Below are 24234 nucleotides of genomic sequence, written 5' to 3'. Positions count from 1 at the left end.
TGTTACTCCTATTGCCGGACGTTGTCACTACACATTTCCGCCCCCGGGGTCGGGTGCCGGGTCACGTTGCACGGGTCTCCGGAAAGGATTATCGTCCGCCGGAAACGTTATCGAAGAGGCCGCAATTTCATGAAATTCCAAGGCACCGACAGCTATGTCGCCACCGACGACCTGAAGGTCGCGGTCAACGCCGCAGTCACGCTGGAACGTCCCCTGCTGGTCAAGGGCGAGCCGGGCACCGGCAAGACCGAACTGGCGCGGCAGGTGGCGGAGAGCCTCGGGCTGCAGATGATCGAATGGAACATCAAGTCCACGACCAAGGCGCAGCAGGGGCTCTACGAATACGACGCGGTCAGCCGTCTGCGAGACAGCCAGCTGGGCGAGGAAAAGGTGCATGACGTCAAGAACTACATCCGCAAGGGCAAGCTCTGGACCGCGTTCGAGTCGGACGAGAAGGTCGTGCTGCTGATCGACGAGGTCGACAAGGCCGACATCGAGTTTCCCAACGACCTGCTGCAGGAACTCGACCGGATGGAGTTCCACGTCTACGAGACCGGCGAGACAATCCGCGCCAGGCATCGGCCGATCGTCATCATCACCTCGAACAACGAAAAAGAACTGCCCGACGCCTTCCTGCGCCGCTGCTTCTTCCACTACATCCGGTTCCCGGACATGGAGACGATGAAGCGGATCGTCGAAGTGCACCATCCCGGCATCAAGGGAGAGCTGCTGACCACCGCGCTGACGCAGTTCTTCGAGCTGCGCGAGACCGCGGGACTGAAGAAGAAGCCGTCGACCTCCGAAGTTCTGGACTGGCTCAAGCTGCTGCTGGCCGAGGACCTCCAGCCCGGCGACCTCAAGCGGGACGGTGCCAACGCGCTGCCCAAGCTGCACGGGGCGCTGCTGAAGAACGAACAGGACGTGCACCTGTTCGAACGGCTGGCCTTCCTGGCGCGCGGTCAGCGGTAGGACGGCGCTCCACGCCCCTCTTCACGTCATCCTCGGGGTCGCCCCGAGGATCTCTTGCCCCCTGTCGCGCCGGACCGCACTGCCCTCCGGCGCGCGCTTCACACGTCGTTGCGCAACGCTTCGCCCTCGTCACCTTCGCGGCGGGACCGTGGATGAACGACGCGCGAGGTGCGGGGACATCCTCGGATCGAGCCCGCGGATGACCGGCACGCGGATGCCCGGAAAGGCCCGGGTCGACCCCGGGCCGGCCGCCGGGCCATCGCGCGAGGCCGCCGCGCAGCAGATCTTAACAGTCGATTTACGATTGGCCCCGATCCCGCGCCCGGCGGGAAAGTTTCCTTTTCACAAAGCCGCTTCAGGGGCATAGTCGATTCAGGCCGGACAAATCGGCCCGGATTCCGGGACAACCGGGACCACATAATAAAAGGCCGGACGGGGGAAACATCCCGCCGGTCACGAGTTGGAGCAGTGTTTCATGGCAGGACCGGCGGCGGCCGAGTCCCTGACCATCCGGCCCGTGGAGCGGGCCGACCGTCCCCAGTGGGGCCGGTTGTGGCAGGGGTATCTCGCGTTCTACGACACCACCCTCTCCGAGGCGATGTACGATCTCGCCTTTCAGCGTCTGCTGTCGGGCGAGACCGGAGAATTCCGCGGCTTTCTCGCGCGGCTCGGGGACAGGCCCGTCGGGCTGGTCCACTACCTGTTCCACCGCCACGGCTGGCGGGAAGAGCCGGTCTGCTACCTCCAGGATCTCTATGCCGATCCCGAGGTTCGCGGCCGCGGGATCGGCGCCGCGCTGATCACCGCCGTCTACGCGGCGGCGGACGAGGCCGGGGCGCCCTCGGTCTACTGGCTCACGCAGGAGGGCAACGCCACCGCCCGCAAACTCTATGACCGGATCGCGCGGCAGACCGATTTCATCAAGTACCAGAGGCCGCAATGAGGCTGCGGTCGGTGCTGCGGTTCGCCCCGATGGTTCTGGCGCTCTCGGCCTGTTTCGGTCCGATGGATGCGCCGAAGTCCGGTCTGCGCCTCTCGGACGAGACGCCGACGCGGCTGGCCCAAGCCAGCCTGCCCACCCTGCCCCCGATGAAGGTCTTCGCCGCGCCGCGCCCCTCGGCGCCGACACGGTCGAACATCGCCATCGCCCGCGACATCCTCGACCTGTCGTTCCGGCTGGAATCCGGCCGCGACCTGCCCGCCTTCACCCGGTTCGAGGGACCGATCCGGGTGGCGGTGACAGGCCAGCCGGCCCCGGGCATGACCGAGGATCTGCGCCGGCTGCTGGCGCGGTTGCGGAGCGAGGCCCGGATCGACATCGACTTCGGGCGCGGTCCGAACCAGATCATCGTGCAGGCCGTCCCGGGCAGGGAGATTCGCAAGCACCTGCCGCAGGCCGCCTGCTTCGTCGTGCCGGGGATCACCGATCTCGGCCAGTACCACGCCGCCCGCCGGCGGGGCGACACGGACTGGGCGCAGCTGCGCGTGCGCGAGACGATCGCGGTCATCGTGCCGAACGACGTCAGCCCGCAGGAAAGCCGCGATTGCCTGCACGAGGAACTGGCGCAGGCGCTCGGGCCGCTGAACGATCTCTACCGGCTGCCCGACAGCACGTTCAACGACGACAACATGAACACGGTGCTGACCGGGTTCGACATGCTGGTGCTGCGCGCGACCTACGCGCCCGAGCTGCGCTCGGGCATGCGCCGCGACCAGGTGGCCCGCGCCCTGCCCGGCGTTCTGGCCCGGCTCAACCCGCAGGGCAACGGGCGCGCGGCCCGGTTCCTGCCGGACACGCCGACCGACTGGATCGAGTCGATCCAGTCCGCGCTCGGCCCCCGCGGCACGGTCGCCGGGCGCAGCGCGGCGGCCAATCGCGCGCTGATGATCGCGCGCAACAGCGGCTGGCAGGATCACCGGCTGGCTTTCTCGCACTTCACCGTCGCACGGCTGATCCAGAGCTACGACCGGGAGGCCGCCTATGCGCATCTCACCCGGGCCCTGCGGCTCTATCGCGCGCGGCCCGAAACGGCGACCCATGCGGCCCATGTGGCGGCGCAGCTCGCCGCCCATGCCATCCACGGCGGGGACGGCACCCGCGCCCTCGCCCTGCTTGAGGGGCAGGACGCCGTCGCGCATCAGAGCGAAAATGCCGCGCTGCTGGCCTCGATCCAGATGCTGCGTGCCGAGGCGCTGGAACTGACGGGGCAGGACGGCGCGGCCGGCTCGGTCCGACTGGACAGTCTGGGCTGGGCGCGCTACGGATTCGGGCCGGACTGGGCGGTCCGCGCCAAGCTGAACGAGATCGCGGCGCTGCGCCCGGCCAGCGTGAGGGGCTGAGGCCCCGGAAAGGCCAAGGCATGTTGATGATCGCGGGGGTGCTGATCGGCGCCCTGTACGGAGGCTGGCGCGCGAAGTCCCGCAAGGGGCGGACGGCCGATGTTTTGCAATATGCCGTCGTGCATGCGATGCTGTTCGGGCTGATCGGGCTATTCGTGACCCTCATCCTCGACCGGACGCTGATCTGATGTTCATTCCCTTCTTCCAGACCCTCCGCGATCACGCCGTGCCGGTGTCGCTGCGTGAATACCTCAGCTTTCTCGAGGCGATGCGCGCCGATCTGATCACCTACGACCCCGAGGGGTTCTACTATCTCGCCCGGTCGGCGATGGTGAAGGACGAGCGGAACCTCGACAAGTTCGACGTGGCTTTCGCCAAGACCTTCGAGGGGCTCGACCAGATCAGCTTCGACGAGATGCTGGAAAAGGTCGACCTGCCGGCCGACTGGCTGCGTTCGATGGCCGAAAAGCACCTCTCCGAGGAAGAGAAGGCCGAGATCGAAGCGCTCGGCGGGTTCGACAAGCTCATGGAGACGCTGAAGAAGCGGCTGGAAGAGCAGAAGGGCCGGCATCAGGGCGGCAACAAGTGGATCGGCACCGGCGGCACCTCGCCCTTCGGGGCGGATGGCTACAACCCCGAGGGCGTGCGCATCGGTCAGGAGAAATCCCGGCACCAGCGGGCCGTCAAGGTCTGGGACAAGCGCGAGTTCAAGAATCTCGACGACACGGTCGAACTGGGGACGCGCAACATCAAGGTGGCGCTGAAGCGGCTGCGCAAATGGGCGCGCGACGGGGCGCACGAGGAACTGGACCTCGACGGGACGATCCGCGCGACGGCGGAACACGGTTATCTCGACGTCAAGGTCCGGCCCGAGCGCCGCAACGCGGTCAAGGTGCTGCTGTTCCTCGACGTGGGCGGGTCCATGGATCCGCACATCAAGGTGGTGGAAGAGCTCTTTTCGGCCGCGAAGACCGAGTTCAAGCACCTGGAATACTACTATTTCCACAACTGCCTCTACGAGGGCGTGTGGCGCGACAACCGCCGCCGCTGGACCGAACAGACGCCGACCTGGGAGGTGCTGCGGACCTACGGGCCGGACTACAAGTGCATCTTTGTCGGCGACGCCTCGATGTCGCCCTACGAGATCGCCTATCCCGGCGGCGCGAACGAGCACTGGAACGAGGAGGCGGGTCAGGTCTGGCTGGAGCGCTGCCGGAACCAGTGGACCTCGAACCTCTGGATCAACCCGGTGCCCGAGAAGTACTGGGACTATACACAGTCCATCAAGATGATCCGGGATGTCTTCGAGGACCAGATGGTGCCGATGACCCTCGCCGGTCTCGAGAAGGGCATGAAAGAGCTGACACGCTGAGCCTTTCCACCTGGTAAATTAATTGTTCCCGGTGACGAAACCCCGGAAGGGTCGGATCCGTGTATGATGGGGCCGCCTGGGGGGCGATCCGACATGAGTCGCAAAGATACCGATAGCACCGATCCGGCCGCGGCCACGCAGGGCGTGCGGCAGCTCAAGTCCGGCCGTTGGGACAAGCGGCTGGAGGAAGCGCGCAGGCAACGCGAAAAGGTCCTGGCGGCCCGCAAGGACAAGGCGGAGACGCTGCCCGTCAGGCCGCTGATCGCCGGTGAAACCGCCCCGGCCGCTTCCGCGGACCCCGCGCCACGCCCCGAGCGCGGGGGACCGGGCGCAACCGGTCAGGGCGTCCCGGGGGCGTCCTCCGCCGGGCGCGAGGACACGCTCCCGGGGCAGTTCATGGCGCAGGCGATGAGCAACCTCCGCTCCGGCGGCCCGGACCCGGACCCGGACCCGGACCCCGGCCCCGATCCCGGTCCCGAAGCCGACGCCGGATTCCACCGGATGGAGGAGACGACCGGCCCGGCCGTGCCGGCCCGCGCGATCCTGCCCGAGCTCGCCCCCGCCGACCCGCCGCTCGCGACACCGCAAGAGCTCTTCGCCTCGATCGGGGCGGACGACGCGCGCTCCGCTTCGCGGTCCAGGCGGCGCCGCCCGGCCCTGATCCTCGCCGGGGTGGTTCTGGCCGGGCTGTGCGCAGCCGGCTACGTGATCTGGGAAGTTGCCGGCGAAGCGGATACCGGGCCGCGCCTCTCTGCCGTCGCCCCAGCCCTGCTGTCCGATGCCCCGGCGCTGACGGCTCCGGCCCCGACCAGCGGGCCGCCGGCCGTTCCCGTCGTCGCGGCCCCGCCCGTCCGGACCGATCCGGACGGCGCATTCGGGTCGCCGCCGCCGCACGACGTCCCGCCGTCGATGCCGGGCCTGGGGCCAAGGTTGACCACGGCCATGCTCTCGCCCGGCACCCTGCGGCTCATCGCGCCGCCCGCCGGTGCGCTGGACGGGTCTGCGCTGCGCGGCGCGTCCCTCGTTCCTGGTCGGCCGGGGGCGGGGCAGCTGTCGCGCCTTGCCGAGCCGGCCCGGCGTTTCGATGCGCCCCGCGACCTTGGCCCGGTGTCGCGGGTCCCTCGCGTGCAGGGGCTGGCGCCGGACCAGCCGGGCCGCGGGCTGCGCGTGGCAAGCCTTCGGCCCTTCGGATTGCCCGGCGTGGCGGGCCTGGTGCGACGCCCGGGCAGCCCGACGGCGCCCGCCCTGTCGGCGCCGCAGACCCCGCCGGCCGTTCAGGCGCGCGCGGCGCCGGCCTACAGCCTGGTCGTGATCGGGGCGGACCCGGCCTCGCGGCTCGCAGGGCTGTTGTCCGGCATGCCGATCCGGGACATCGCCCGCCGCGACACGCGCTTTGCCCCGGACGTCACGCAGGTACATTACTTTCATGACGCGGACACGGCCGCCGCCCGCGACGTGGCGGACAGGCTGGGTGGCAAGGCCGTGGATCTGCGCGGAATGGTTCCCGCCCCGGAAGCCGGGTCACTCGAGGTTCATCTCGCCGCCGACTGAAGCCGCGTCACCGTCGAAGACCAGACGGACGACCACCTCGCCCGGAGCGCTGCCCGCGGCCTCCCGGTCGACGCGCTCGACCCCGGGCACCACAGTGGCGATGTCGGCTGCGAATTCCCGATCAGGCGCATAACCGAACCGGACAAAGCCCTCCGATCCGTCGCCCGACGCCTCACGATAGCTCACCATCACGCCGGCGCGCCCGAAGACCGGGCCGAGACGCTGCGCGAGGGCGGCGGCCCTGCGGTCGCCGGGGCGGGTTTCCAGAACGAGGCGGCCCGACGGAGGGCGGTCCGCCGCGTCTCCGGCCATGTCCTGCCAGGGAGAGGCCGCGTAACTCCCGTCCCGCACCGTCGCGACGCGCCACAGGATCTCGGCCCCCTTGGGCAGGTCGATCTCCGTCGCGGACCCGTTGATCGTCCGGTCGTCCAGCGGCACGGCGCCCGCCTCGGCCACCAGTGCGACCTGCACGACGAAACGCGCATTCTGCCCGGTCGGCGCCGAGGCCCAGGCCACCCGCAGGCCCTGTCCGCCCTCGCGGTCGACGCGCAAGGCTCCGAGCGGGTCGGGCGCGGTCAGGGCGCCGACGATGGCTTCGGGCAAGGCGTCCCGCGCCTTGGCGGCGGCGGGAACGTCCGGTCCGGCCGCATCCAGCCAGTAGCCGGCCAGGGCTGGGTTCTGGGGCAGGCCGTTGCCCTCGGCATGGAGCAGACCGAGGTTATAGGCGGCCCGCGCATGGCCCGCGACCGCCGCGAAGGAATACCAGGCGGCGGCGGCCCGGCGATCCATGGCCACTCCGGTGCCGGAATCCCGCATGACGGCGACGTTGAACGCGGCCTCGGGCAGGCCGAGCCGCGCCGCCTGGGCGTAGAGGTCGAAGGCCCCGGCCGGATCCGGCGGACCGAGCAGCCCGAAATCGCGGAGATTGCCCAGCCCCAGAACCGCCCGGGCCGACCCCTGACGCGCCTCTTCGGTCCAGAGGTCGCGGGCCGCCGCCCAGTCCCGCGCGGCATAGGCGGCCTCTCCATCGGCATATTGCGCAAGCAGCGGCCCCGGCGCGCCGAGCAGCGCCAGGATCAGCGCGCTAGCGCCAGGTGATGGACACGGAACGATTCTCGGAATTCGCAACGCCATTCTCCGTCGGTACGGGCAGTTCGCTGTTGCCGCGTCCCACCACTTGGAGCCGGTCGATGGGAATGCCGCGGCTGACCAGTCCACTGGCCACCGTCCGGGCGCGCCGCAGCGACAGGTCGAGATTGGCCGCCGCGCTGCCTACCGTGTCGGCATTGCCCGAAACGATCATGACGATCGGGTTGCCGTCGCGGTACAGGCGGGCGGCCCGGTCGAGCTTGGCCGCAGCCTGCTGCGAAAGGCTCGAAACGCCGGATGGAAAATAGACCTGGAGCCCCTCGTCCTGCGCGGCCTCCGGCCCGGTCCGGGCCGAGGTCGCCGGCGCGGTCTCTTTCACGATCACGGGATCAGAGGTCTGGGCCGCTGCGGGCAGGGCGAAGACCGTTAGCAAGGTCAATGCGTATCGAAATGTCATGGCTAGCCTTTGTCATCTGGTGCAGCCCGCCCTGAATTCGAACAAGCCCTATGCATCAATTACGATCCAGGAGGGAAATTGTTTCATCTCCTGCAACATTGAAATCGGCGCCCCGCGCGCTCTCATTCAGCTGGACCGCAACTTCGGAAAAGGAAAACCGACATGATCAAGAAACACGGCTCTGCCATCTGGAACGGCACCATCAAGGGTGGTTCGGGCATGGTGTCCACCGAATCCGGCGCGCTCGACAAGCAACCCTACGGCTTCAAGCAGCGGTTCGAGGGCGAACCGGGCACCAACCCCGAGGAACTGGCCGGCGCGGCCCATGCCGCCTGTTTCTCGATGGCGCTGTCGCTGCAGCTGGAACAGGCCGGGATGGAGGCCGAGGAGATCTCTACCAAGGCGACCGTGTCGATGGACAAGGTCGAGGACGGATTCGAGATCATGTCGATCCACCTGGACCTGACGGCGAAGATCCCCGACGTTGAAGAAGCCAAGTTCAAGGAAGCGGCCGAGAACGCCAAGGCGGGCTGCCCGATGTCGAAGCTTTTCAAGGGGGCCGAGATCACGCTGGATGCGAAACTCGCCTGATGCCCTTGCAGGGTGCGGCTTGCCCATGGCCGCGCCCTGCCCCATATCGGGTGCATGCTGCGCTTCACCCCGATCCTGCTGGCCATCCTCTACGGCCTCATCGCCTGGCAATTCTCGACCTGGCGGCTGAAGAAGGAACTGGACCGGAAATCGACCGAACTCGCCGATCCGCGCCTCGCCAAGCTGACGACCCGCATGGCCGAGGCGCTGGACCTGCCGCGGATCAAGGTTCACATCTACGAGATCGAGCCGGTCAACGGAATGGCCGTTCCGGACGGGCGCATCTTTCTCACCCGCGGGTTTCTCAACAAGTACAACGCCGGAGACGTGACGGCCGAAGAGATCGCCTCGGTCATCGCGCATGAGCTGGGACACGTGGCACTGAACCACACACGCCGGCGGCTGATCGACTTTTCGGGGCAGAACGCCCTGCGGTCGGCCCTCGGGATGATCCTGAGCCGCCTCCTGCCCGGGATCGGCGGCTGGATCGCGGGGCTGCTGACCTCGCTTCTGGCGGCGCGTCTCTCGCGCAGCGACGAGTACGAGGCCGATGCCTATGCCGCCGCCCTGCTGACCAAGTCCGGCATCGGCACGACGCACCAGATCTCGCTCTTCGAGAAACTGGCGCAGCTGACGCAGAGCAACCGGGGCGCGGCGCCGGCCTGGCTGCTGAGCCATCCCAAACCGGAAGAGCGGATTGCGGCCATCCGGAACCTCACCGCAAAATGGCAACCCGACCCGAACTGATCTGCCATGCGCCGCGACGGGGCCGGCGGTCGATCTTCGTGCAACCCCGCCTGATGCGCCGCACGGTCTGGCGCGCCGGTTCGCGCGCGCCTATGTCTGGAGACCGCCACAGAAGGAGACGACATGCGGTATTCCCTGCTCGACCTGGCGCCGATCCCCGAGGGCGGCACGGCGCGCGATGCGATCGCGAACTCGGTGTCCCTGGCCCAGCACGCCGAGGGCCAGGGCTATCACCGGCTCTGGCTGGCCGAACATCACAACATGCCCGGCATCGCCTCGTCCGCGACCTCGGTGCTGATCGGGCATATCGCGGGGGCGACCTCGCGGATCCGGGTCGGCTCGGGGGGCGTCATGCTGCCAAACCATGCGCCGCTGGTGATCGCCGAGCAGTTCGGCACGCTCGCCACGATCCACGGCGACCGCATCGACCTCGGCCTCGGTCGGGCGCCCGGAACCGACATGGAAACCGCCCGTGCCCTGCGCCGCCACATGTCGCAGCAGGACACCTTTCCGCAGGACGTGCTGGAGCTGCTGGCCCATCTCGGTCCGGCTGAAGAGGGCCAGCGCGTGCGCGCGATCCCGGGCACGGGCACCGGGGTGCCGATCTGGATCCTCGGGTCGTCGCTCTATGGAGCACAACTGGCGGCGCATCTGGGCCTGCCCTATGCCTTCGCCTCGCATTTCGCGCCCGAGATGCTGGCCGAGGCGGGCGAGGTCTATCGCCGCAGCTTCCAGCCCTCGGCCTACCTGGACAAGCCGCATTTTATGGTGGCGATGAACGTCTTCGCCGCCGAAACCGAGGAAGAGGCGCTCTACTGGCAATCCTCGGCCGTGCTGGGTTTCGCCAGACTGCGCGCGGGTATGCCGGGGCCCTTGCCCCGGCCCGTCGAGCGGCTGGAGGATCACCTTGAGCCCAGCTGGATCGCCGCCGCGCAGACGCGGTTCACGGTCAGCGCCATCGGGTCGGAAGAGATGGTCAAGCGCCAGACCGCGACGATCCTCGAAACCTACCAGCCCGACGAGGTGATGGTGAATGCGCAGATCCACGGCCATGCGGCCCGGCTGAAATCGGTCGGCATCGCCGCGCGCGTGCTGCGCGACCTCGGGGCGGTGGCCTCGGTCTGAGGCGACCGGTTCAGCCCAGCCGGGACGCGGTTCTGGCGAGGGATTCGATCCCGGCCCAGTCCCCGGCCTCGACCTTGTCCTTGGGCGCCACCCAGGAGCCGCCGACGCAGGCGGTGTTCGGCAGGGCGAGATAGTCGCCGGCATTGTCGGGGGTCACGCCGCCCGTCGGGCAGAAGAGGATCTGCGGCAGGGGCGAGGCGAAGGCCTTCAGCGCGCTGGCCCCGCCCGAGGCCTCGGCCGGAAAGAATTTCTGCACCCGGTAGCCGCGTTCGAGCAGTCGCATCGCCTCGCTCGCCGTGGCGGCGCCCGGCAGCATCGGCAGGCCCAGGCGTTCCGCCGCATCCAGCAGCCGGTCGGTCGCCCCGGGCGAGACGCCGAAGGTCGCGCCCGCCTCGACCGCGCGTTCGGCGTCCTCGGGGGTCAGGATCGTGCCCGCCCCGACCATGCCGCCCGGCACGCCGGCCATCTCGCGGATCACGTCCAGGGCGGCGGGCGTACGCAGCGTGACCTCGAGCACCGGCAGACCGCCCGCGACCAAAGCCGTGGCCAGAGGTCGGGCTTGGGCGGCGTCATCGACGACCAGCACGGGGATGACCGGGGCGGTTCGGCACAGCTTTTCGCTCGTGTTGCTGGCCTTTTGCGGGGTGATGCTCATGTTACACCTCAGACGATGTTGGCCGCGCCGGACGTCGCCGGGCCGGCATTCTGGCGGAAGACCTCGAAGAGCTCGCGACCGATACCGTGGCCGTTGGCCGACAGGTCCGGGCGATCCGGGGCGCGGTCCAGTGCACCTTCCGTCAGCACGTCGATCCTGCCGCTCACCGCATCGACGCTGATCACGTCCCCGTCGCGGATTTTCGACAAGGGTCCGCCCTCGGCGGCTTCGGGGGCGACGTGGATGGCGGCGGGCACCTTGCCCGACGCGCCGGACATGCGACCATCGGTCAGCAGCGCGACCTTGAGACCGCGATCCTGCAGCACGGACAGCGTCGGCGTCAGGCTGTGGAGCTCCGGCATCCCGTTCGCCTTGGGTCCCTGAAAGCGGACCACGACTACGGTGTCCTGCGTGAATTCCCCCGCCTTGAAGGCGTCTTTCACCTGCGCCTGGTCCTCGAAGACGCGGGCTGGCGCCTCGATCACGTGGCGTTCGGGCGCGACGGCCGAGACCTTCATGATCCCCGAGCCGAGGTTGCCCGAGAGGCGCTTGAGTCCGCCCGTCTTCTGGAACGGGTCATGCGGCGGGCGGAGGATCTTCTCGTTCTCGCTCTTGCGTGCGCCCTCGCCATAGCTGAGGCGGCCGTCCACCAGCTTCGGCTCCCGGGCATACGATGTAAGTCCACCTGGCGCGATGGTGAGGGTGTCGTCGTGCAGCAGGCCCGCCTCGATCAACTCGCCGATCATGTAGCCCAGGCCGCCCGCGGCGTGGAAGTGGTTCACGTCCGCCAGCCCGTTGGGATAGACCTTGGCCATAAGCGGCGTCGCCTGCGAGATCTCGTCGAAATCCTCGAGCTCGAGCAGGATGCCTGCGGCGCGGGCCATGGCCGGCATGTGCAGCACCAGGTTGGTCGATCCGCCCGTGGCCATCAGGCCGACGATGCCGTTGACGAAGGCCTTTTCATCCAGAACGCGCCCCGCCGGACGGTAGTCGTTGCCGAGCGCGGTAATCTCGAGCGAGCGCTCGACACCCGCCACCGTCAGCGCGTCGCGCAGGGGCGTATTGGGATTGACGAAGGAGGCGCCGGGCAGGTGCAGGCCCATGAATTCCATCAGCATCTGGTTGGAATTGGCGGTGCCGTAGAAGGTGCAGGTGCCCGGCGAATGGTACGAGGCCATTTCGGCCGCCATCAGCTCGTCGCGGCCGATCTCACCGGCGGCGAACTGCTGGCGGACGCGGGATTTCTCGTCGTTGGGCAGGCCGCTCGGCATGGGGCCGGCGGGCAGGAAGACCGCGGGGATATGTCCGAAGGTTGCCGCGGCCATGACGAGGCCCGGCACGATCTTGTCGCATACGCCAAGGTAAAGCGATGCATCAAAGCAGTTGTGCGACATCGCAACACCGGCCGCCAATGCGATGACATCACGAGAGAAAAGCGAAAGCTCCATCCCCGGCTGCCCCTGCGTGACGCCGTCGCACATGGCCGGCACGCCGCCGGCCACCTGCGCGGTCGCCCCCTTGGCGCGGGCGGTGTCGCGGATCAGATGGGGAAACCGTTCAAAGGGTTGATGGGCCGACAGCATGTCGTTGTAGGCGGTCACGATGCCGATGTTCGCGGCCTTCCCCCCGGCCAGGGCATCCTGGTCGTCCGGAACGCCCGCATAGGCGTGGGCTTGGTTGCCGCACGAGAGATGCGCCCTGACCGGACCGGCATCGGCCGCGGCGTCCAGCCGGTCGAGGTATCGCCGGCGCGTGTCGGAGGAGCGTTCGATGATCCTGTCGGTCACCTTGGCGATGGTCGGATTCAACGGCATGGGCGTCTCCTGTTCTTCATCTCAACCTAACAGGCTTTGTTAGCGGTAACAATGCGGGCGCCATCTGCGGGATACTCCGTGACGGCGCCTCTGGCTGCGACCCGCGTCGACTGCGCCGCGGGGCCTTCGGTCGCGCACCGCCTTCTGTTGTCGAATTCGCCAGCCGTCCCGCGGTTCCGGCGCGACGGGACCGGCGGTGGCAACCGGCGGGCCTCTCTCGTCTTTGCGGCTTCGCCTGACGCCTGTCACCGGACCATGGGAACAGGCTAGACGCCGCCCCGACGAGAGGCAAGGCCGCCCCTTCCGGCGGCCACCGGATCGGGGTAGAGGAAGGCATGACCGACCTGCCCGTGCTCAGATTGAAACCGAAGATGGACCCGCGCCGCATCCGGTTCGGCTATCCTTGGGTCTACGACAACGAACTGGTGCTCGACCGGAGGACCAAGGCGATTCCCGCCGGTGCGCTGGCCGTGCTCGAGGATGCGGGGCGAACCCCCATGGCCCTGGTGGCGGCAAACACGGGATCGCGGATCGTCGGCCGCGTACTCGATACGCCGGAGGTGACCGAACTGGACGAGGAGTGGTTCGCCAAACGGCTGACCCGGGCCCTCGCGCTGCGCGAGAGGCTGCACGATCAGCCCTTTTACCGGCTCGTCCATGCCGAGGCAGACCTGCTTCCGGGGATCGTGATCGACCGTTTCGGCGACAGCTGCGTCGTGCAGCCCAATGCCGCCTGGGCCGAACGGCATATCGAGATGCTGACCGCGGCGCTTCTCCGGGTCACGGGCGTCACGCATGTCCTCAAGAGCGCAGCGGGCCGGGCCCGCGGGCTCGAGGGGCTGGACGACAGGGACGCGGTGCTCGCGGGCGAGGCGCCGGGGGCGCCGGTTGCGGTACGGATGAACGGCGCGACCTACATGGCCGACCTGACGGGCGGGCAGAAGACGGGGCTCTTCTACGACCAGCGCCCCAACCACGCCTTCGCCGCGGGTCTGGCACGGGGCGCGCAGGTGCTCGACGTGTTCTCGCATGTCGGCGGCTTCGCCCTCGCCGCGCTCGCCGCCGGGGCATCTTCGGCGCTGGCGGTGGACGGATCGCAACCGGCGCTCGATCTCGCGACCGAAGGCGCGGGGCAAAGCGGTCTCGGGGACCGGTTCGACACCCGGCGGGGCGATGCCTTCGAGGTGATGGCCGCGCTGGCCGAAGAAGGCGAAGACTTCGATCTCGTCATCTGCGACCCGCCCGCCTTCGCACCGTCGAAACAGGCGCTGGACGCGGGGCTGCGCGCCTATGAGCGGGTCGCCCGGCTGGCTGCGCCCCTTGTCCGGCCCGGCGGATACCTGGCACTCTGTTCCTGCTCGCATGCGGCGGATCTCGATCGGTTCCGCATGGCCTCGATCCGCGGGATCGGCCGGGGGCTCTACCGCACCGGACGAACGGCGCAGCTGATTCATACCGGTTTCGCCGGGGCCGATCACCCCGTGCACCCGCAACTGGCCGAAAGCGGTTATCTCAAGGCGCTGTTCTTCCGGCTATGAAACTGGTTCTCGACGCCTGCGTCCTCTACCCGACCGTGATGCGCGAGGTGCTGCTGGCCACGGCCCGCGCCGGGCTGTACCAGCCGCTCTGGTCGGCCCGGCTGCTCGAGGAATGGGCCCGCGCGGCCGCCCGCATCGACCCCGTTCAGGAAATGCAGGCGCGGAGCGAGGCGGCGATGGCGAACGCGGCCTTTCCCCGCGCCTCGGTCACGGTGCCCGAGGGGCTGGAAAACCGGCTCTGGCTGCCCGATCCGGCGGACATCCACGTGCTGGCCGCCGCCGTCGCCGGTCATGCCGACGGGATCGTGACGATGAACGCCAAGGACTTCCCCCGCAACATCCTGGCCGAAGAGGGGCTGACACGCGCCGATCCCGACACGCTTCTGCTGGGGTTCTTCGAGGCCCGGCCCGAGGTGACGCGCCACGCGGCCGGGGCCGTGCTGGCCGAGGCGCGCCGGCTCTCGGACGAGGGCTGGACCATGCGGAACCTGATGAAGAAGGCCCGCCTGCCCCGGTTCGGCAAGGCCCTTGAGCGGTAGGGCGATGCGCCAAAGCCGCGCCTCGCAACGGAATTTTCTCCACCTGCGCCTTTCGCTTTCCGCCGCGACCCCCGCCGCCTATACATCGCCCGACATTACGGAGGCCCCATGCGCAGCGCCAAGATCAGCCGCAAGACGGCAGAGACCGAGATCGACGTCAGCCTGTCCCTCGACGGGACGGGACGCTACGAGATGCAGACCGGCGTGGGGTTCTTCGACCACATGCTCGACCAGCTGGCGCGCCATTCGCTGATCGACATGGACGTCCGCTGCAAGGGCGATCTGCACATCGACGATCACCATACGGTCGAGGATTGCGGCATCGCCATCGGGCAGGCCCTGACGCAGGCGCTTGGCGACAAGCGCGGCATCCGGCGGTACGGCTCGTGCCTGCTGCCGATGGACGATGCCCTTGTCCGTGCCGCGCTCGATCTGTCGGGGCGTCCCTTCCTGGTGTGGAACGTCGCGCTGCCGACGCCCAAGATCGGCACCTTCGACACCGAACTGGTGCGTGAATTCTTCCAGGCTCTGGCGACCCACGGCGGCATCACCCTGCATGTGGACATGCTGCACGGAGTGAATGCCCACCACATCGCCGAGGCGGCCTTCAAGGCGGTGGCCCAGGCGCTGCGGATGGCCGTCGAGACCGATCCGCGCAAGGGCGACGCCATCCCCTCGACCAAGGGCTCGCTCTGACTTGACCCGCCCGCCGTTTCGCGGCACCTGCACTGGCGTGGCAAGGAGAACCGGATGCTCACCGTCCTGATCGACTATGAAAGCGGGAACCTGCATTCCGCCGAGAAGGCCTTTCAGCGCATGGCGCGCGAGGTCGGCGGCGGCGAGGTTATCGTGTCGGACCGCGCCGAGGACGTGCGCCGCGCCGACCGGATCGTCCTGCCCGGCGACGGCGCCTTTCCCGCCTGCGCGCGGGCGCTGAAGGGGCGCGAGAACCTCTACGACGCGCTGCGCGAGATGGTCGAGGACAAGGCGCGGCCCTTCATGGGGATCTGCGTCGGCATGCAGCTCATGGCACGGATCGGGCATGAGTACGAAGAGACGGCCGGGCTGGGCTGGATCGATGGCGAGGTTGCCCGGATCGGGGCCGAGGGGCTGAAAGTGCCGCACATGGGGTGGAACGACCTGGTGATCGACCGCCCGCACCCGGTTCTGGCCGGGATCGAGACCGGGCAGCACGCCTATTTCGTCCACAGCTATCACATGGCGGTCGCCGCGCCCGAGCAGCTGCTGGCGCATGTGGATTACGGCCACCCGGTCACCGCGATCATCGGCCGCGACACGATGGTGGGCACGCAGTTCCATCCCGAAAAGAGCCAGCAGACCGGGCTCCGGATGATCGCGAATTTCCTTACGTGGTCGCCCTGAGCGGACGCGTGGACCGGGCGCGTGTCGTCCCCGGGCCGGGCCCGAGAATGACGAGCCCCGGTCCCTGAGGCCCCGCCCCCCCGGATCAGGCCCGGGGGGTGACGGCGCGCGGCGCTCAGTTCACCCTGGCCCAGGTCTGGCCCGAACAGATCAGCCCGCCCGCGACGCAGCCCTTCATCTTCAGCCTGTCGCCCGCGAGTTCCAGCTTGCCGAAGTAGATCTTGTCGTTGGACGGCCGCCAGACCTTTCCCTCGTACTTGCCGCCGCCGACAGGCTTCATGTCCCGGACAAGCTGCTTGCCCAGGTTGGGCGACTTGTACTCGCCATCCGAATTGAAGGTCCGTGTCATCGTCCCGCAATAGGCCGGACCGCAGGGCGCGATCCTGACATGGGCATAGGCGCCGTCATCGACCTGGGTCTGCCAGGTGCCCTCGACCGGATCGGCCAGGGCCGCGCCGGCGCTCAGCACCAGCCCGGCCAGTGCAACCATCAGATTCCGCATTTTCGTCTCTCCTCCCTTTTCCGGGCGGATCCTGCCGCGCAATCCGCGCCGTCACAAGCCCGGGTTGCATGTCCCGTGACGTCATGCATAACCGCGGCCACGACAGGAAAGGGCCCGCACATGTTTCTCTATCCCGCCATCGACCTCAAGGACGGCAAGGCCGTGCGGCTCTACAAGGGCGACATGGACCAGGCCACCGTCTTCAACGACGATCCCGCCGCCCAGGCCGAGGCCTTCGTCGCGGCCGGCTGCGAATGGCTGCACCTGGTCGACCTGAACGGGGCCTTCGCGGGCACGCCGGTCAATGCGGCGCCGGTCGAGGCGATCCTCGAAAGAACGAAGGTTCCGGCGCAGCTCGGCGGCGGCATTCGCGATCTTGCGACAATCGAGATGTGGCTGTCCAAGGGGCTGGCCCGGGTTATCCTGGGCACCGTGGCGGTCGAGAACCCCGCCCTGGTGCGCGAAGCGGCGCGGAATTTCCCCGGTCAGGTCGCCATCGGCATCGACGCCCGCGACGGGCGCGTCGCCACCAAGGGCTGGGCCGAAGAGACGGACGTGACGGTGACCGATCTCGCCCGCTCGTTCGAGGATGCCGGCGTCGCCGCGATCATATACACCGACATCAACCGCGACGGCGCAATGCAGGGGCCGAACATCCCGGCGACCGCCGCACTGGCCGGGGCCGTCTCGATCCCGGTCATCGCCTCGGGCGGGGTGTCGTCGCTGGACGATCTGCGGGCGCTCAAGGCGTGCGGCGCGCCGCTGGACGGCGCGATCTCGGGCCGGGCGCTCTATGACGGAGCGATCGACCTCGCGGAGGCGCTGGCGCTTCTCCGGAATGACTGATCTGCTGCTGCCCCTGGCGCTGTCGCTCGTCGTGACGGGCGCAGGCCGGGTCTGCCGGTTCAGGGGCTCCCGCTATCTGCTGACGGGGATGGGCGGGCTGACCGCGCTCGCCATCCTCGTCGTTCTGGTCATGCAGGTCGTGGCCGGGATGCTCGGCTGCGCCGGCGGCTCCTTCCGCGACATGATCTGCGCCACGCCGACGCCCGCGACCGAGCGCGCGATGGCCCTCGGCCGGTTCGCCGTGCTGCTGACCCTGCCGGGCCTCGTCGCCGGCCCGGTGGCGGTGCCGCTGGCGGGGCTGGCGGAATACCTGACGCGGCGCAGGGCGCGCCGGGTCTAGCCTGCCGCCGCGCGCGACAGGTTCTCGAGCGCGTCCTCCATCTTGTCCAGGACGTCCAGATCGTCGTCCACGTCGAGATCGTCGAACATCTCCTCGACCTCTTCGTAGGCGATCCACACCTTTCCCTCCGCGTCCTCGTAGGCCAGCATCTTCATCGGCAGGACGAGGCCAGCCAGGGGATCTTCCTGCATGGCCATGGTGCCGAGCATGGGGTTGCCGAAGATCAGCAGCTCGGAGGGCCGGAGTTCCATTCCGGCACCGGTCGCCCCTCCGGCGTGGTCGATGCGGGCGAAGATCGTGGCGCCCGCCTCTTCCGCGGCGGCGGTCAGGCGGTCCATGGCGTCGGAGACGCTGCCCTGCGCCTCCCGACGCTCGTAATCGGCATGGGCGGGCACGGCGGCGAGCAGGCAGGCGGCAAGTACGGGTCTGAACATGGGGCATCCTTTCGGTTGTGACGGACAAACGCCCCCCGGCCCGGCCTGTTCCGGCCGGTCGTGCACGACGGCCCGCGAAGGGGACAAGGCGGACCGATTCAAGAGAGATCCTGCTGTTCCGCGCCCGTGCCAATATCAAGACGCTCGTGCCGGCGATCCGTCTTTCACCAGTGGTCGGCGTCGTCGGGTCGAGACGGCTTGCCGAACGGCATGGCTGCACCCTGACCGGGGCCGCCGGGCATCCCTGCCTCGCGGTAGGACATGACCGGGGCGGGACGCGCGCGGCGGCCGTGATCCCGGCGTGGCACGGCCTGATCACCCTGCGGTGGCCGCGCCTTGGGCCGTGCCTGCCGCTCTTCTTCCTGATCCCGGTCCTTCCACAGCGCAGCGGGTGATTGCGCCCCCCCGCGCCGCGCCCTATGAAAGCGCCATGCTCAAGACCCGCATCATCCCCTGCCTCGATGTCGCCGATGGCCGTGTCGTCAAAGGCGTGAACTTCGTCGACCTGCGCGATGCGGGCGATCCGGTCGACGCCGCCCGTGCCTATGACGCCGCGGGCGCGGACGAACTCTGTTTTCTCGACATCCATGCCACGCACGAGAATCGCGGCGTGATGATGGAGGTGGTCACCCGCACCGCCGAGCAATGCTACATCCCCCTCACCGTGGGCGGCGGCGTGCGCACGGTGGCCGATGTGCGCAACCTGCTGCTGGCCGGGGCCGACAAGGTCTCGTTCAACTCGGCGGCCGTGGCCAATCCGGATGTCGTGGCCGAGGCGGCGGACCATTTCGGATCGCAATGCATCGTCGTGGCGATCGACGCCAAGACCGTCACCCCCGGCCGGTGGGAGATATTCACACACGGGGGGCGTAAACCAACCGGGATCGACGCCGTGGAGTTCGCGCAGACGGTCGCGGACAAGGGCGCGGGAGAAATCCTGCTGACCTCGATGGACCGCGACGGGACCCGCGCGGGGTTCAACCTGCCGCTGACGCGGGCGATCTCGGACGCGGTCGCGGTGCCGGTGATCGCCTCGGGCGGGGTCGGCACGCTCGACCACCTGGTCGAGGGCGTGACGGAGGGCGGTGCTCGTCGTCCTGGCGGCTCGATCTTCCATTTCGGCGACACTCCATCCGCGAGGCCAAGGAGCACATGGCCGCCGCCGGTATCCCCATGAGGCTGGAATGAGCATTCTGGACGATCTCGCCACCACCATCGCCGCCCGCCGGGGCGCCGACCCCGGAACATCCTGGACGGCCAAGCTGCTGTCCGACGGGCCCGAAAAATGCGCCGAGAAGTTCGGCGAAGAGGCCATCGAGGCGGTGATCGAGGCCGTCCGGGGGGACCGCGAGAGGCTGACCGCCGAGGCCGCCGACGTGCTCTATCACCTGCTGGTGATGCTGACCGCACGGGACGTCGCCTTCGAGGACGTCCTGGCCGAGCTCGCCCGGCGCGAGGGCACCTCGGGGATCGCGGAGAAACAGGGCCGAAACGGCTGAACTTTGACCGCCAAGCCCCTGATTATGAATTTATCATGACCGTTGCCTCTACGCGGCAATCCGCGTAGCATCACTCCATAAAGCTTTTTTCGCGCTGAAAATACTTTGGAGACAGACATGAAATCCACTTTGCTCGCGGCCCTCGCCACCACCGCTGCGATGTTCGTCGGCGCCGCCGCGCAGGCCGCTCCGGTCAGCTACGAACTCGAGGTGACCGTCACCACCACCGGCCCGTTCTCCGGCCGCTCGATCACCGGCACGATCGGCTGGGACACCGACGATGTCGTTGACCCGGTGACGTTTCTCATCCCGCCCGACCTCTCGATCGAATTCGCCCATGGCGGTGTGACGATCGACGAGACCAACGACGTGCACTACCCGGACTTTCCCGAATTCCAGTTCTTCGGCGGCGTGCTCGAATTCATCGATTTCGTCCTGGTGGACGGTGTCAACGGCGTCTCGTTGCCCGGCGGTGTCCTCTGGGCCGAGTTGAACGACGACCTCGCTTTCGACGGCACGAAATACACCGTCGGCGCGTCCGCCTACACGACGCAGTACGACTTTCCTGAAGTGCCGCTGCCCGCGGGGCTTCCGCTGCTGATCGGCGGGCTGGGCGCCTTCGGTCTGCTTCGCGCGCGGCGCGGCTGACGTCCGGACCGGGGCGGCACTCCCGCCCCGGTTTCACAATTTGGACGAGATGACGCCGGTGTTGAACCCGCCCATGCGCAACTCGCCAAAGAGACGCTGATACTCGATCTTAGGACAGCGGTTCATAATCACGTCCACCCCCCTCGCCCGTGCCGTCTCGGCCGCCGCCTCGTGCGACACGCCGATCTGCATCCAGATCGTTCGCAGATCCGGAAGGCTCTCCAGCGCGTCGTCGACGATGTCGGGCACGAATTCGGAGCGACGGAAGATGTCCACCATGTCGACCGGCTCCTCGATCGCGGACAGATCGGCCCGCACCGTCTGGCCGAAGAGGACCTTGCCGGCGTGGCCGGGATTGACGGGAATGACGGTGAAGCCCTTGAGGGCGAGATAGCGCGCCACGTAGTAACTCGGCCGGACAGGGTTCATCGAGACGCCGACCACGGCGATCACGCGGGTGCGCTGCAGCACCCCCCGGAGAAAGGCATCGGAATAGGTTTCGCTCATGACCCCGAGATTAGGCCGGACCGGCGCGGCCGCAATGGGAAATCGGCAGGAAAAAAGCGCCCGGGCGGAACCCGGGCGCAGTACGGAACGAGGGACAGTGAAAGGAAATGCCAGAGTTCCGATCCGACATCTCACGACTTCAGGTAGGAAGTCGGGGACAGAGTAGGTAGAGCTTGTAATACGAATGTGAACGTCGGGTTAACGCGAGCCGGTCGTGGCCCGCGCCGCGTAGAGCGCGACCGCCGCCGCGTTCGACACGTTCAGCGATCCGAAGCTGCCGGCAAAGGCGATGCGGACCAGACGGTCGCAGGTGTCCCTGGTCTTCGGGCGCAGGCCCGGCCCCTCGGCCCCCAGAACCAGCGCCACGGGGCGGTCGCGCAGGCCCTCGACGGCATCCTCAAGCTCTGTCCCGGCCTCGCCATCCAGCCCCAGGACCAGATACCCCATCGACTGCAGTTCGACGATCGTGTCGGCCAGGTTGCGCACTCGCAGGTAGGGCTGCCGCTCCAGCGCCCCGCTGGCGGTCTTGGCCAGCGCCCCGGTCTCGGGCGCCGCATGATGGCGCATGCCGATCACCGCCAGGGCCCCGAAGACCTCGGCCGAGCGCAGGATGGCGCCGACGTTGTGCGGATCGGTCACCCGGTCCAGCAACACCACGCGCGGCGGCCGGACACCGTCGCCCAGGCACCGTTCGGCGACGCTCCCCCAGTCCAGCGGCCGCACCTCGAGCGCGGCCCCCTGGTGCACCGACTGAGGATCGAGCGGGGCGGTGAACCTGCGGGGATCGGCCATCTCCGGTTCGATCCCTCCTGCGGCGATCGCATCGGCCAGCTTGTCGGCCGCGTTCTTCGTCACGATCAACCTCAGCTTTTCGCGCGCGGGGTTCATCAGCGCGTCGCGCACGGCGTGCAGACCGAAGAGCCACACTGTCTCCTCGGCGGCCGCCTTGCGCCCGCGTTCCTTTTCCACGACCCATTTCGGTTTCTTCATCGCCATTCCCCGGGCTGCGTCGCGCAAGCCCTATCACCGCCGCGAAGCCGAGGCGAGAGCGGTGGCAGATTTCCTGTTGACGCTTGCTGGGCCGCTTAGTAATCACCCCCTCACGATCCGCGCCGGGCCTGCTGCCCGGCCCGATCGGGCGACGAGCTGCAAGGTGCGGCAGCGGACTGTAACTCCGCCGGGGAGACCCATGCCTGGTTCGATTCCAGGGTCGCCCACCATCCTTCCCCACGCAATCCGACAGCGCCGGCGGACCCGACCCGGGCGATCGCCCCGATCGACGTGGATCAGGATCCCTTCTGGCGCTGCTCCGACAGGATGCGCTCGATCGCGTCGAGCCGGTGGAGCACCTCGTCGCGGTAATCCGCCGTGGCGGCGTTTGTTTCCTCGGCATGGGCCTCCTGCATCGAGTTCACGATGAGGCCGACGATCAGGTTCACCACGGCGAAGGTCGTCATCAGGATGAACGGGACGAAGAAGGCCCATGCATAGGGATAGACCTCCATCACCGGGCGGACGATGCCCATGGACCACGATTCCAGCGTCATGATCTGGAACAGGGAATAGGCCGACTCCGGGATCGTGCCGAACCAGTCGGGGAACCTGTCTCCGAAGAGCTTGGTCGCCATCACCGCCGCGATGTAGAAGATCAGCGCCATCAGCAGAAAGACCGAGGCCATGCCCGGCAGCGCGCTGACGAATCCCTCGACCACCCGGCGCAGCGTGGGCGCGACCGATACGACCCGGAAGAGCCGCAGGATCCGCATCGCCCGCAGCACCGACAGCCCCTGCCCGGCGGGGATCAGCGCGATGCCGACGATGACGAAGTCGAAGACGTTCCAGCCGGAGCGGAAGAAGGCGGGCCCGCGCGCAAGGATTTTCAGGCCCAGTTCGATCACGAAGATGCCCAGGCAGATCCGGTCCAGCAGGACGATCAGCCCGCCCGCCCTGGCCATCGCCGCGTCCGAAGTCTCGAGCCCCAGGATCACCGCGTTGAACAGGATCACGCCGGTGATGAAATGACGGGTGGCGGGCCTGTCGAGTATGGCGTCAAGTCGCGCGCGGACGGTCATGGTGTCTCCTGCCTGGCTCACTGCCCCAAGAGGGCCGGGATCGGTCACGGCAGTGGCCATACTGGCGCGCCGGGGCGAGCACAACCGGCGGCGCCGCCCCGCAAGGCGAGAGGTGCGGCCGCGGGCCCGGCGCGACCGCGCGCGGCGGTCCTGCCGCGGCGCGATCCGCCGCGAGGGAACGGTTTGCATCGTCCGGGCCCCGGCGGCATCTTCGGCCCGACGGAGGAGCGATCATGATGATGAAGGCCGCCGTACAGGCCGGGTCGGGCGTCGACCTGCGCGAGGTGCCGCGGCCCTCGCCCGGGCCCGACGAAGTTCTGACCCGCATCCATGCCGCCGCGCTGAACCGGGCCGATCTGGGCATGGCGGCCGGACACAGACACGGGACGGCCGGCGGCGCGGGCACCGTGCTGGGGTTCGAATGGGCCGGCGAAGTGGTCGAGGTCGGCTCCAGGGTGACGCGCTACAAGCCGAGCGACCGCGTCATGTGCGAGGGGCTCGGCGGGTTCGCGGAATACGGTGTGGCGGATCACCGCCGGGTCTTCCCCCTCCCCCGCGATGGCCTGGGCTGGCGCGAGGCGGCGACGCTGCCGGTGGCGCTGAGGACGATGCACGACGCGCTGGTCCTGAACGGCGGGCTTGTCGCGGGCGAGACGGTCCTGATTCTCGGTGCGTCCTCCGGGGTCGGCCTGATGGGGCTGCAGATCGCGCGGCTGATGGGGGCCAGAACCGTCCTCGGGACCTCCACGACCGCCGAACGGCGCGCGCGGCTGACCGAATTCGGCGCGACCGGCACCGTTGATACGACGCAGGAGGCATGGGCCGAGAGGGTCCGCGCCGCCACGGACGGGCGTGGGGCCGACCTGGTGATCGACATGCTCTCGGGCCCCGGCACGACCGAGACGATGCGCGCCACCGCGATCTGCGGGCGCATCGTGAATGTCGGGCGGCTGGCGGGGGCGCGGGCCGAGTTCGATTTCGATCTGCACGCCCTGCGGCGCATCCGCTATATCGGGGTCACCTTCCGCACCCGGACTGCGGACGAGGTGGGCGCAATCTCGCGCGCGGTGGAGCGCGATCTCTGGCCGGCGCTGCGGTCGGGCGGTCTGCGGCTGCCGATCGACCGGGTCCTGCCGCTCGACGACGCGCCGAAGGCGCTGGAGGAGATGGCGGGCAACCTCCACTTCGGCAAGATCGTTCTGGATTGCGCCTGAAG

27 protein-coding genes, 1 tRNA gene and 1 pseudogene are annotated in these 24234 nt (G+C 68.6%); 20 read left to right on the top strand and 9 right to left on the bottom strand.

Annotated features, from left to right (window positions below):
• Positions 1–129 precede the first annotated feature (129 nt).
• From OB2597_RS06405 to OB2597_RS06385, 6 genes are all read left to right on the top strand, one after another.
• The gene (locus tag OB2597_RS06405; protein ID WP_009804719.1) at positions 130–969 is read left to right on the top strand and encodes an AAA family ATPase; all 840 of its coding nucleotides are present in this window, start codon (positions 130–132) and stop codon (positions 967–969) included.
• 475 nt (positions 970–1444) lie between these two features.
• Positions 1445–1912, top strand: a complete 468-nt coding sequence (locus OB2597_RS06400; RefSeq protein WP_009804718.1) for a GNAT family N-acetyltransferase — start codon at positions 1445–1447, stop codon at positions 1910–1912.
• Positions 1909–3309 (top strand): DUF2927 domain-containing protein, encoded by a 1401-nt coding sequence (locus OB2597_RS06395; protein ID WP_009804717.1) that lies wholly within the window; start codon positions 1909–1911, stop codon positions 3307–3309. Before OB2597_RS06400 ends, OB2597_RS06395 begins: the two co-directional genes overlap by 4 nt.
• A gap of 20 nt (positions 3310–3329) precedes the next feature.
• Positions 3330–3497: a hypothetical protein gene (locus OB2597_RS22245; RefSeq protein WP_009804716.1), complete on the top strand. Its 168-nt coding sequence runs from the start codon at positions 3330–3332 to the stop codon at positions 3495–3497.
• Positions 3497–4681 carry a vWA domain-containing protein gene (locus OB2597_RS06390; RefSeq protein WP_009804715.1) on the top strand — a complete coding sequence of 395 codons (1185 nt, stop codon included), beginning with the start codon at positions 3497–3499 and terminating at the stop codon, positions 4679–4681. The genes OB2597_RS22245 and OB2597_RS06390 overlap by 1 nt, the downstream gene beginning before the upstream one ends.
• A 93-nt stretch (positions 4682–4774) precedes the next feature.
• Positions 4775–6232: a hypothetical protein gene (locus OB2597_RS06385; RefSeq protein WP_009804714.1), complete on the top strand. Its 1458-nt coding sequence runs from the start codon at positions 4775–4777 to the stop codon at positions 6230–6232.
• Here the strand turns inward: OB2597_RS06385 and OB2597_RS20880 are convergent.
• Together OB2597_RS20880 and OB2597_RS06375 are read right to left on the bottom strand one after the other, a co-directional pair.
• Positions 6203–7360, bottom strand: coding sequence for a tetratricopeptide repeat protein (locus OB2597_RS20880; protein ID WP_009804713.1), 1158 nt, complete (start codon positions 7358–7360; stop codon positions 6203–6205). The two genes, OB2597_RS06385 and OB2597_RS20880, sit on opposite strands and share 30 nt — an antisense overlap.
• Positions 7317–7778 (bottom strand): OmpA family protein, encoded by a 462-nt coding sequence (locus OB2597_RS06375; protein ID WP_009804712.1) that lies wholly within the window; start codon positions 7776–7778, stop codon positions 7317–7319. Before OB2597_RS06375 ends, OB2597_RS20880 begins: the two co-directional genes overlap by 44 nt.
• 162 nt (positions 7779–7940) lie before the next feature.
• Here OB2597_RS06375 and OB2597_RS06370 point away from each other — a divergent pair, with 162 nt between their 5' ends.
• The 3 genes from OB2597_RS06370 (at position 7941) to OB2597_RS06360 (ending at position 10241) form a co-directional block, all read left to right on the top strand.
• Positions 7941–8369, top strand: coding sequence for an OsmC family protein (locus OB2597_RS06370; protein WP_009804711.1), 429 nt, complete (start codon positions 7941–7943; stop codon positions 8367–8369).
• Between the two features lie 54 nt (positions 8370–8423).
• Complete coding sequence (locus OB2597_RS06365; protein WP_009804710.1) at positions 8424–9116, top strand: M48 family metalloprotease; 693 nt, start codon at positions 8424–8426, stop codon at positions 9114–9116.
• 123 nt (positions 9117–9239) lie between these two features.
• A complete protein-coding gene (locus OB2597_RS06360; protein WP_009804709.1) occupies positions 9240–10241 on the top strand; it encodes an LLM class flavin-dependent oxidoreductase in 1002 nt (333 codons plus the stop codon).
• Between the two features lie 10 nt (positions 10242–10251).
• Here OB2597_RS06360 and eda read toward each other — a convergent pair whose 3' ends face one another.
• Both eda and edd read right to left on the bottom strand, forming a co-directional pair.
• Positions 10252–10896 carry a bifunctional 4-hydroxy-2-oxoglutarate aldolase/2-dehydro-3-deoxy-phosphogluconate aldolase gene (gene eda / locus OB2597_RS06355; protein ID WP_009804708.1) on the bottom strand — a complete coding sequence of 215 codons (645 nt, stop codon included), beginning with the start codon at positions 10894–10896 and terminating at the stop codon, positions 10252–10254.
• 8 nt (positions 10897–10904) lie between these two features.
• The gene (edd, locus tag OB2597_RS06350; RefSeq protein WP_009804707.1) at positions 10905–12710 is read right to left on the bottom strand and encodes a phosphogluconate dehydratase; all 1806 of its coding nucleotides are present in this window, start codon (positions 12708–12710) and stop codon (positions 10905–10907) included.
• A gap of 335 nt (positions 12711–13045) precedes the next feature.
• Between edd and OB2597_RS06345 the strand changes: the two genes are divergently transcribed.
• The 4 genes from OB2597_RS06345 (at position 13046) to hisH (ending at position 16170) form a co-directional block, all read left to right on the top strand.
• Positions 13046–14248, top strand: coding sequence for an RSP_2647 family RNA methyltransferase (locus OB2597_RS06345; protein WP_009804706.1), 1203 nt, complete (start codon positions 13046–13048; stop codon positions 14246–14248).
• Positions 14245–14787, top strand: a complete 543-nt coding sequence (locus OB2597_RS06340; RefSeq protein WP_009804705.1) for an RSP_2648 family PIN domain-containing protein — start codon at positions 14245–14247, stop codon at positions 14785–14787. Before OB2597_RS06345 ends, OB2597_RS06340 begins: the two co-directional genes overlap by 4 nt.
• Before the next feature lie 108 nt (positions 14788–14895).
• Positions 14896–15483: an imidazoleglycerol-phosphate dehydratase HisB gene (gene hisB / locus OB2597_RS06335; protein ID WP_009804704.1), complete on the top strand. Its 588-nt coding sequence runs from the start codon at positions 14896–14898 to the stop codon at positions 15481–15483.
• 54 nt (positions 15484–15537) lie between these two features.
• Entirely contained in the window at positions 15538–16170 is a 633-nt protein-coding gene (gene hisH, locus OB2597_RS06330; protein ID WP_009804703.1) for an imidazole glycerol phosphate synthase subunit HisH, read from the top strand.
• Between the two features lie 115 nt (positions 16171–16285).
• Here hisH and OB2597_RS06325 read toward each other — a convergent pair whose 3' ends face one another.
• On the bottom strand, positions 16286–16672 hold the full coding sequence (locus OB2597_RS06325) for a DUF2147 domain-containing protein (RefSeq protein ID WP_009804702.1): 387 nt from the start codon (positions 16670–16672) through the stop codon (positions 16286–16288).
• Between the two features lie 120 nt (positions 16673–16792).
• Here OB2597_RS06325 and hisA point away from each other — a divergent pair, with 120 nt between their 5' ends.
• Together hisA and OB2597_RS06315 are read left to right on the top strand one after the other, a co-directional pair.
• Positions 16793–17518, top strand: a complete 726-nt coding sequence (hisA, locus tag OB2597_RS06320) for a 1-(5-phosphoribosyl)-5-[(5-phosphoribosylamino)methylideneamino]imidazole-4-carboxamide isomerase (protein ID WP_009804701.1) — start codon at positions 16793–16795, stop codon at positions 17516–17518.
• Positions 17511–17858, top strand: coding sequence for a hypothetical protein (locus tag OB2597_RS06315; RefSeq protein WP_009804700.1), 348 nt, complete (start codon positions 17511–17513; stop codon positions 17856–17858). The genes hisA and OB2597_RS06315 overlap by 8 nt, the downstream gene beginning before the upstream one ends.
• Here the strand turns inward: OB2597_RS06315 and OB2597_RS06310 are convergent.
• Positions 17855–18292 (bottom strand): DUF302 domain-containing protein, encoded by a 438-nt coding sequence (locus OB2597_RS06310; protein WP_009804699.1) that lies wholly within the window; start codon positions 18290–18292, stop codon positions 17855–17857. The two genes, OB2597_RS06315 and OB2597_RS06310, sit on opposite strands and share 4 nt — an antisense overlap.
• A gap of 430 nt (positions 18293–18722) precedes the next feature.
• On the opposite strand from OB2597_RS06310, the pseudogene hisF reads away from it, so the two are divergent.
• The 3 genes and pseudogenes from hisF to OB2597_RS06290 all read left to right on the top strand — a co-directional run bounded on the left by hisF (position 18723) and on the right by OB2597_RS06290 (position 20439).
• Positions 18723–19480 (top strand): annotated as a pseudogene (gene hisF / locus OB2597_RS06300) (imidazole glycerol phosphate synthase subunit HisF).
• Positions 19477–19791: a phosphoribosyl-ATP diphosphatase gene (locus tag OB2597_RS06295; RefSeq protein WP_009804697.1), complete on the top strand. Its 315-nt coding sequence runs from the start codon at positions 19477–19479 to the stop codon at positions 19789–19791. Before hisF ends, OB2597_RS06295 begins: the two are co-directional and overlap by 4 nt.
• A gap of 117 nt (positions 19792–19908) precedes the next feature.
• Positions 19909–20439, top strand: coding sequence for a VPLPA-CTERM sorting domain-containing protein (locus OB2597_RS06290; protein ID WP_084658636.1), 531 nt, complete (start codon positions 19909–19911; stop codon positions 20437–20439).
• A 33-nt stretch (positions 20440–20472) separates the two neighbouring features.
• Here the strand turns inward: OB2597_RS06290 and OB2597_RS06285 are convergent, their stop codons facing one another.
• Positions 20473–20946: a CoA-binding protein gene (locus OB2597_RS06285; RefSeq protein ID WP_009804695.1), complete on the bottom strand. Its 474-nt coding sequence runs from the start codon at positions 20944–20946 to the stop codon at positions 20473–20475.
• Positions 20947–21144: 198 nt separating this feature from the next.
• Complete coding sequence (gene rlmB, locus OB2597_RS06280) at positions 21145–21936, bottom strand: 23S rRNA (guanosine(2251)-2'-O)-methyltransferase RlmB (RefSeq protein WP_040609172.1); 792 nt, start codon at positions 21934–21936, stop codon at positions 21145–21147.
• A 146-nt stretch (positions 21937–22082) separates the two neighbouring features.
• Here rlmB and OB2597_RS21795 point away from each other — a divergent pair.
• Positions 22083–22166: transfer RNA gene (locus OB2597_RS21795), tRNA-Tyr, on the top strand.
• Between the two features lie 66 nt (positions 22167–22232).
• Here OB2597_RS21795 and OB2597_RS06275 read toward each other — a convergent pair.
• Positions 22233–23018, bottom strand: coding sequence for an ion transporter (locus OB2597_RS06275; RefSeq protein WP_009804693.1), 786 nt, complete (start codon positions 23016–23018; stop codon positions 22233–22235).
• A gap of 233 nt (positions 23019–23251) precedes the next feature.
• Here OB2597_RS06275 and OB2597_RS06270 point away from each other — a divergent pair, with 233 nt between their 5' ends.
• Positions 23252–24232 (top strand): zinc-binding dehydrogenase, encoded by a 981-nt coding sequence (locus OB2597_RS06270; RefSeq protein ID WP_009804692.1) that lies wholly within the window; start codon positions 23252–23254, stop codon positions 24230–24232.
• Positions 24233–24234 lie beyond the last annotated feature (2 nt).

The organism is Pseudooceanicola batsensis HTCC2597 (assembly GCF_000152725.1).
Lineage (GTDB): Bacteria > Pseudomonadota > Alphaproteobacteria > Rhodobacterales > Rhodobacteraceae > Pseudooceanicola > Pseudooceanicola batsensis.
Note: the sequence above shows the minus strand (reverse complement) of the source record. Positions and strands in the feature narration are given on the sequence as shown.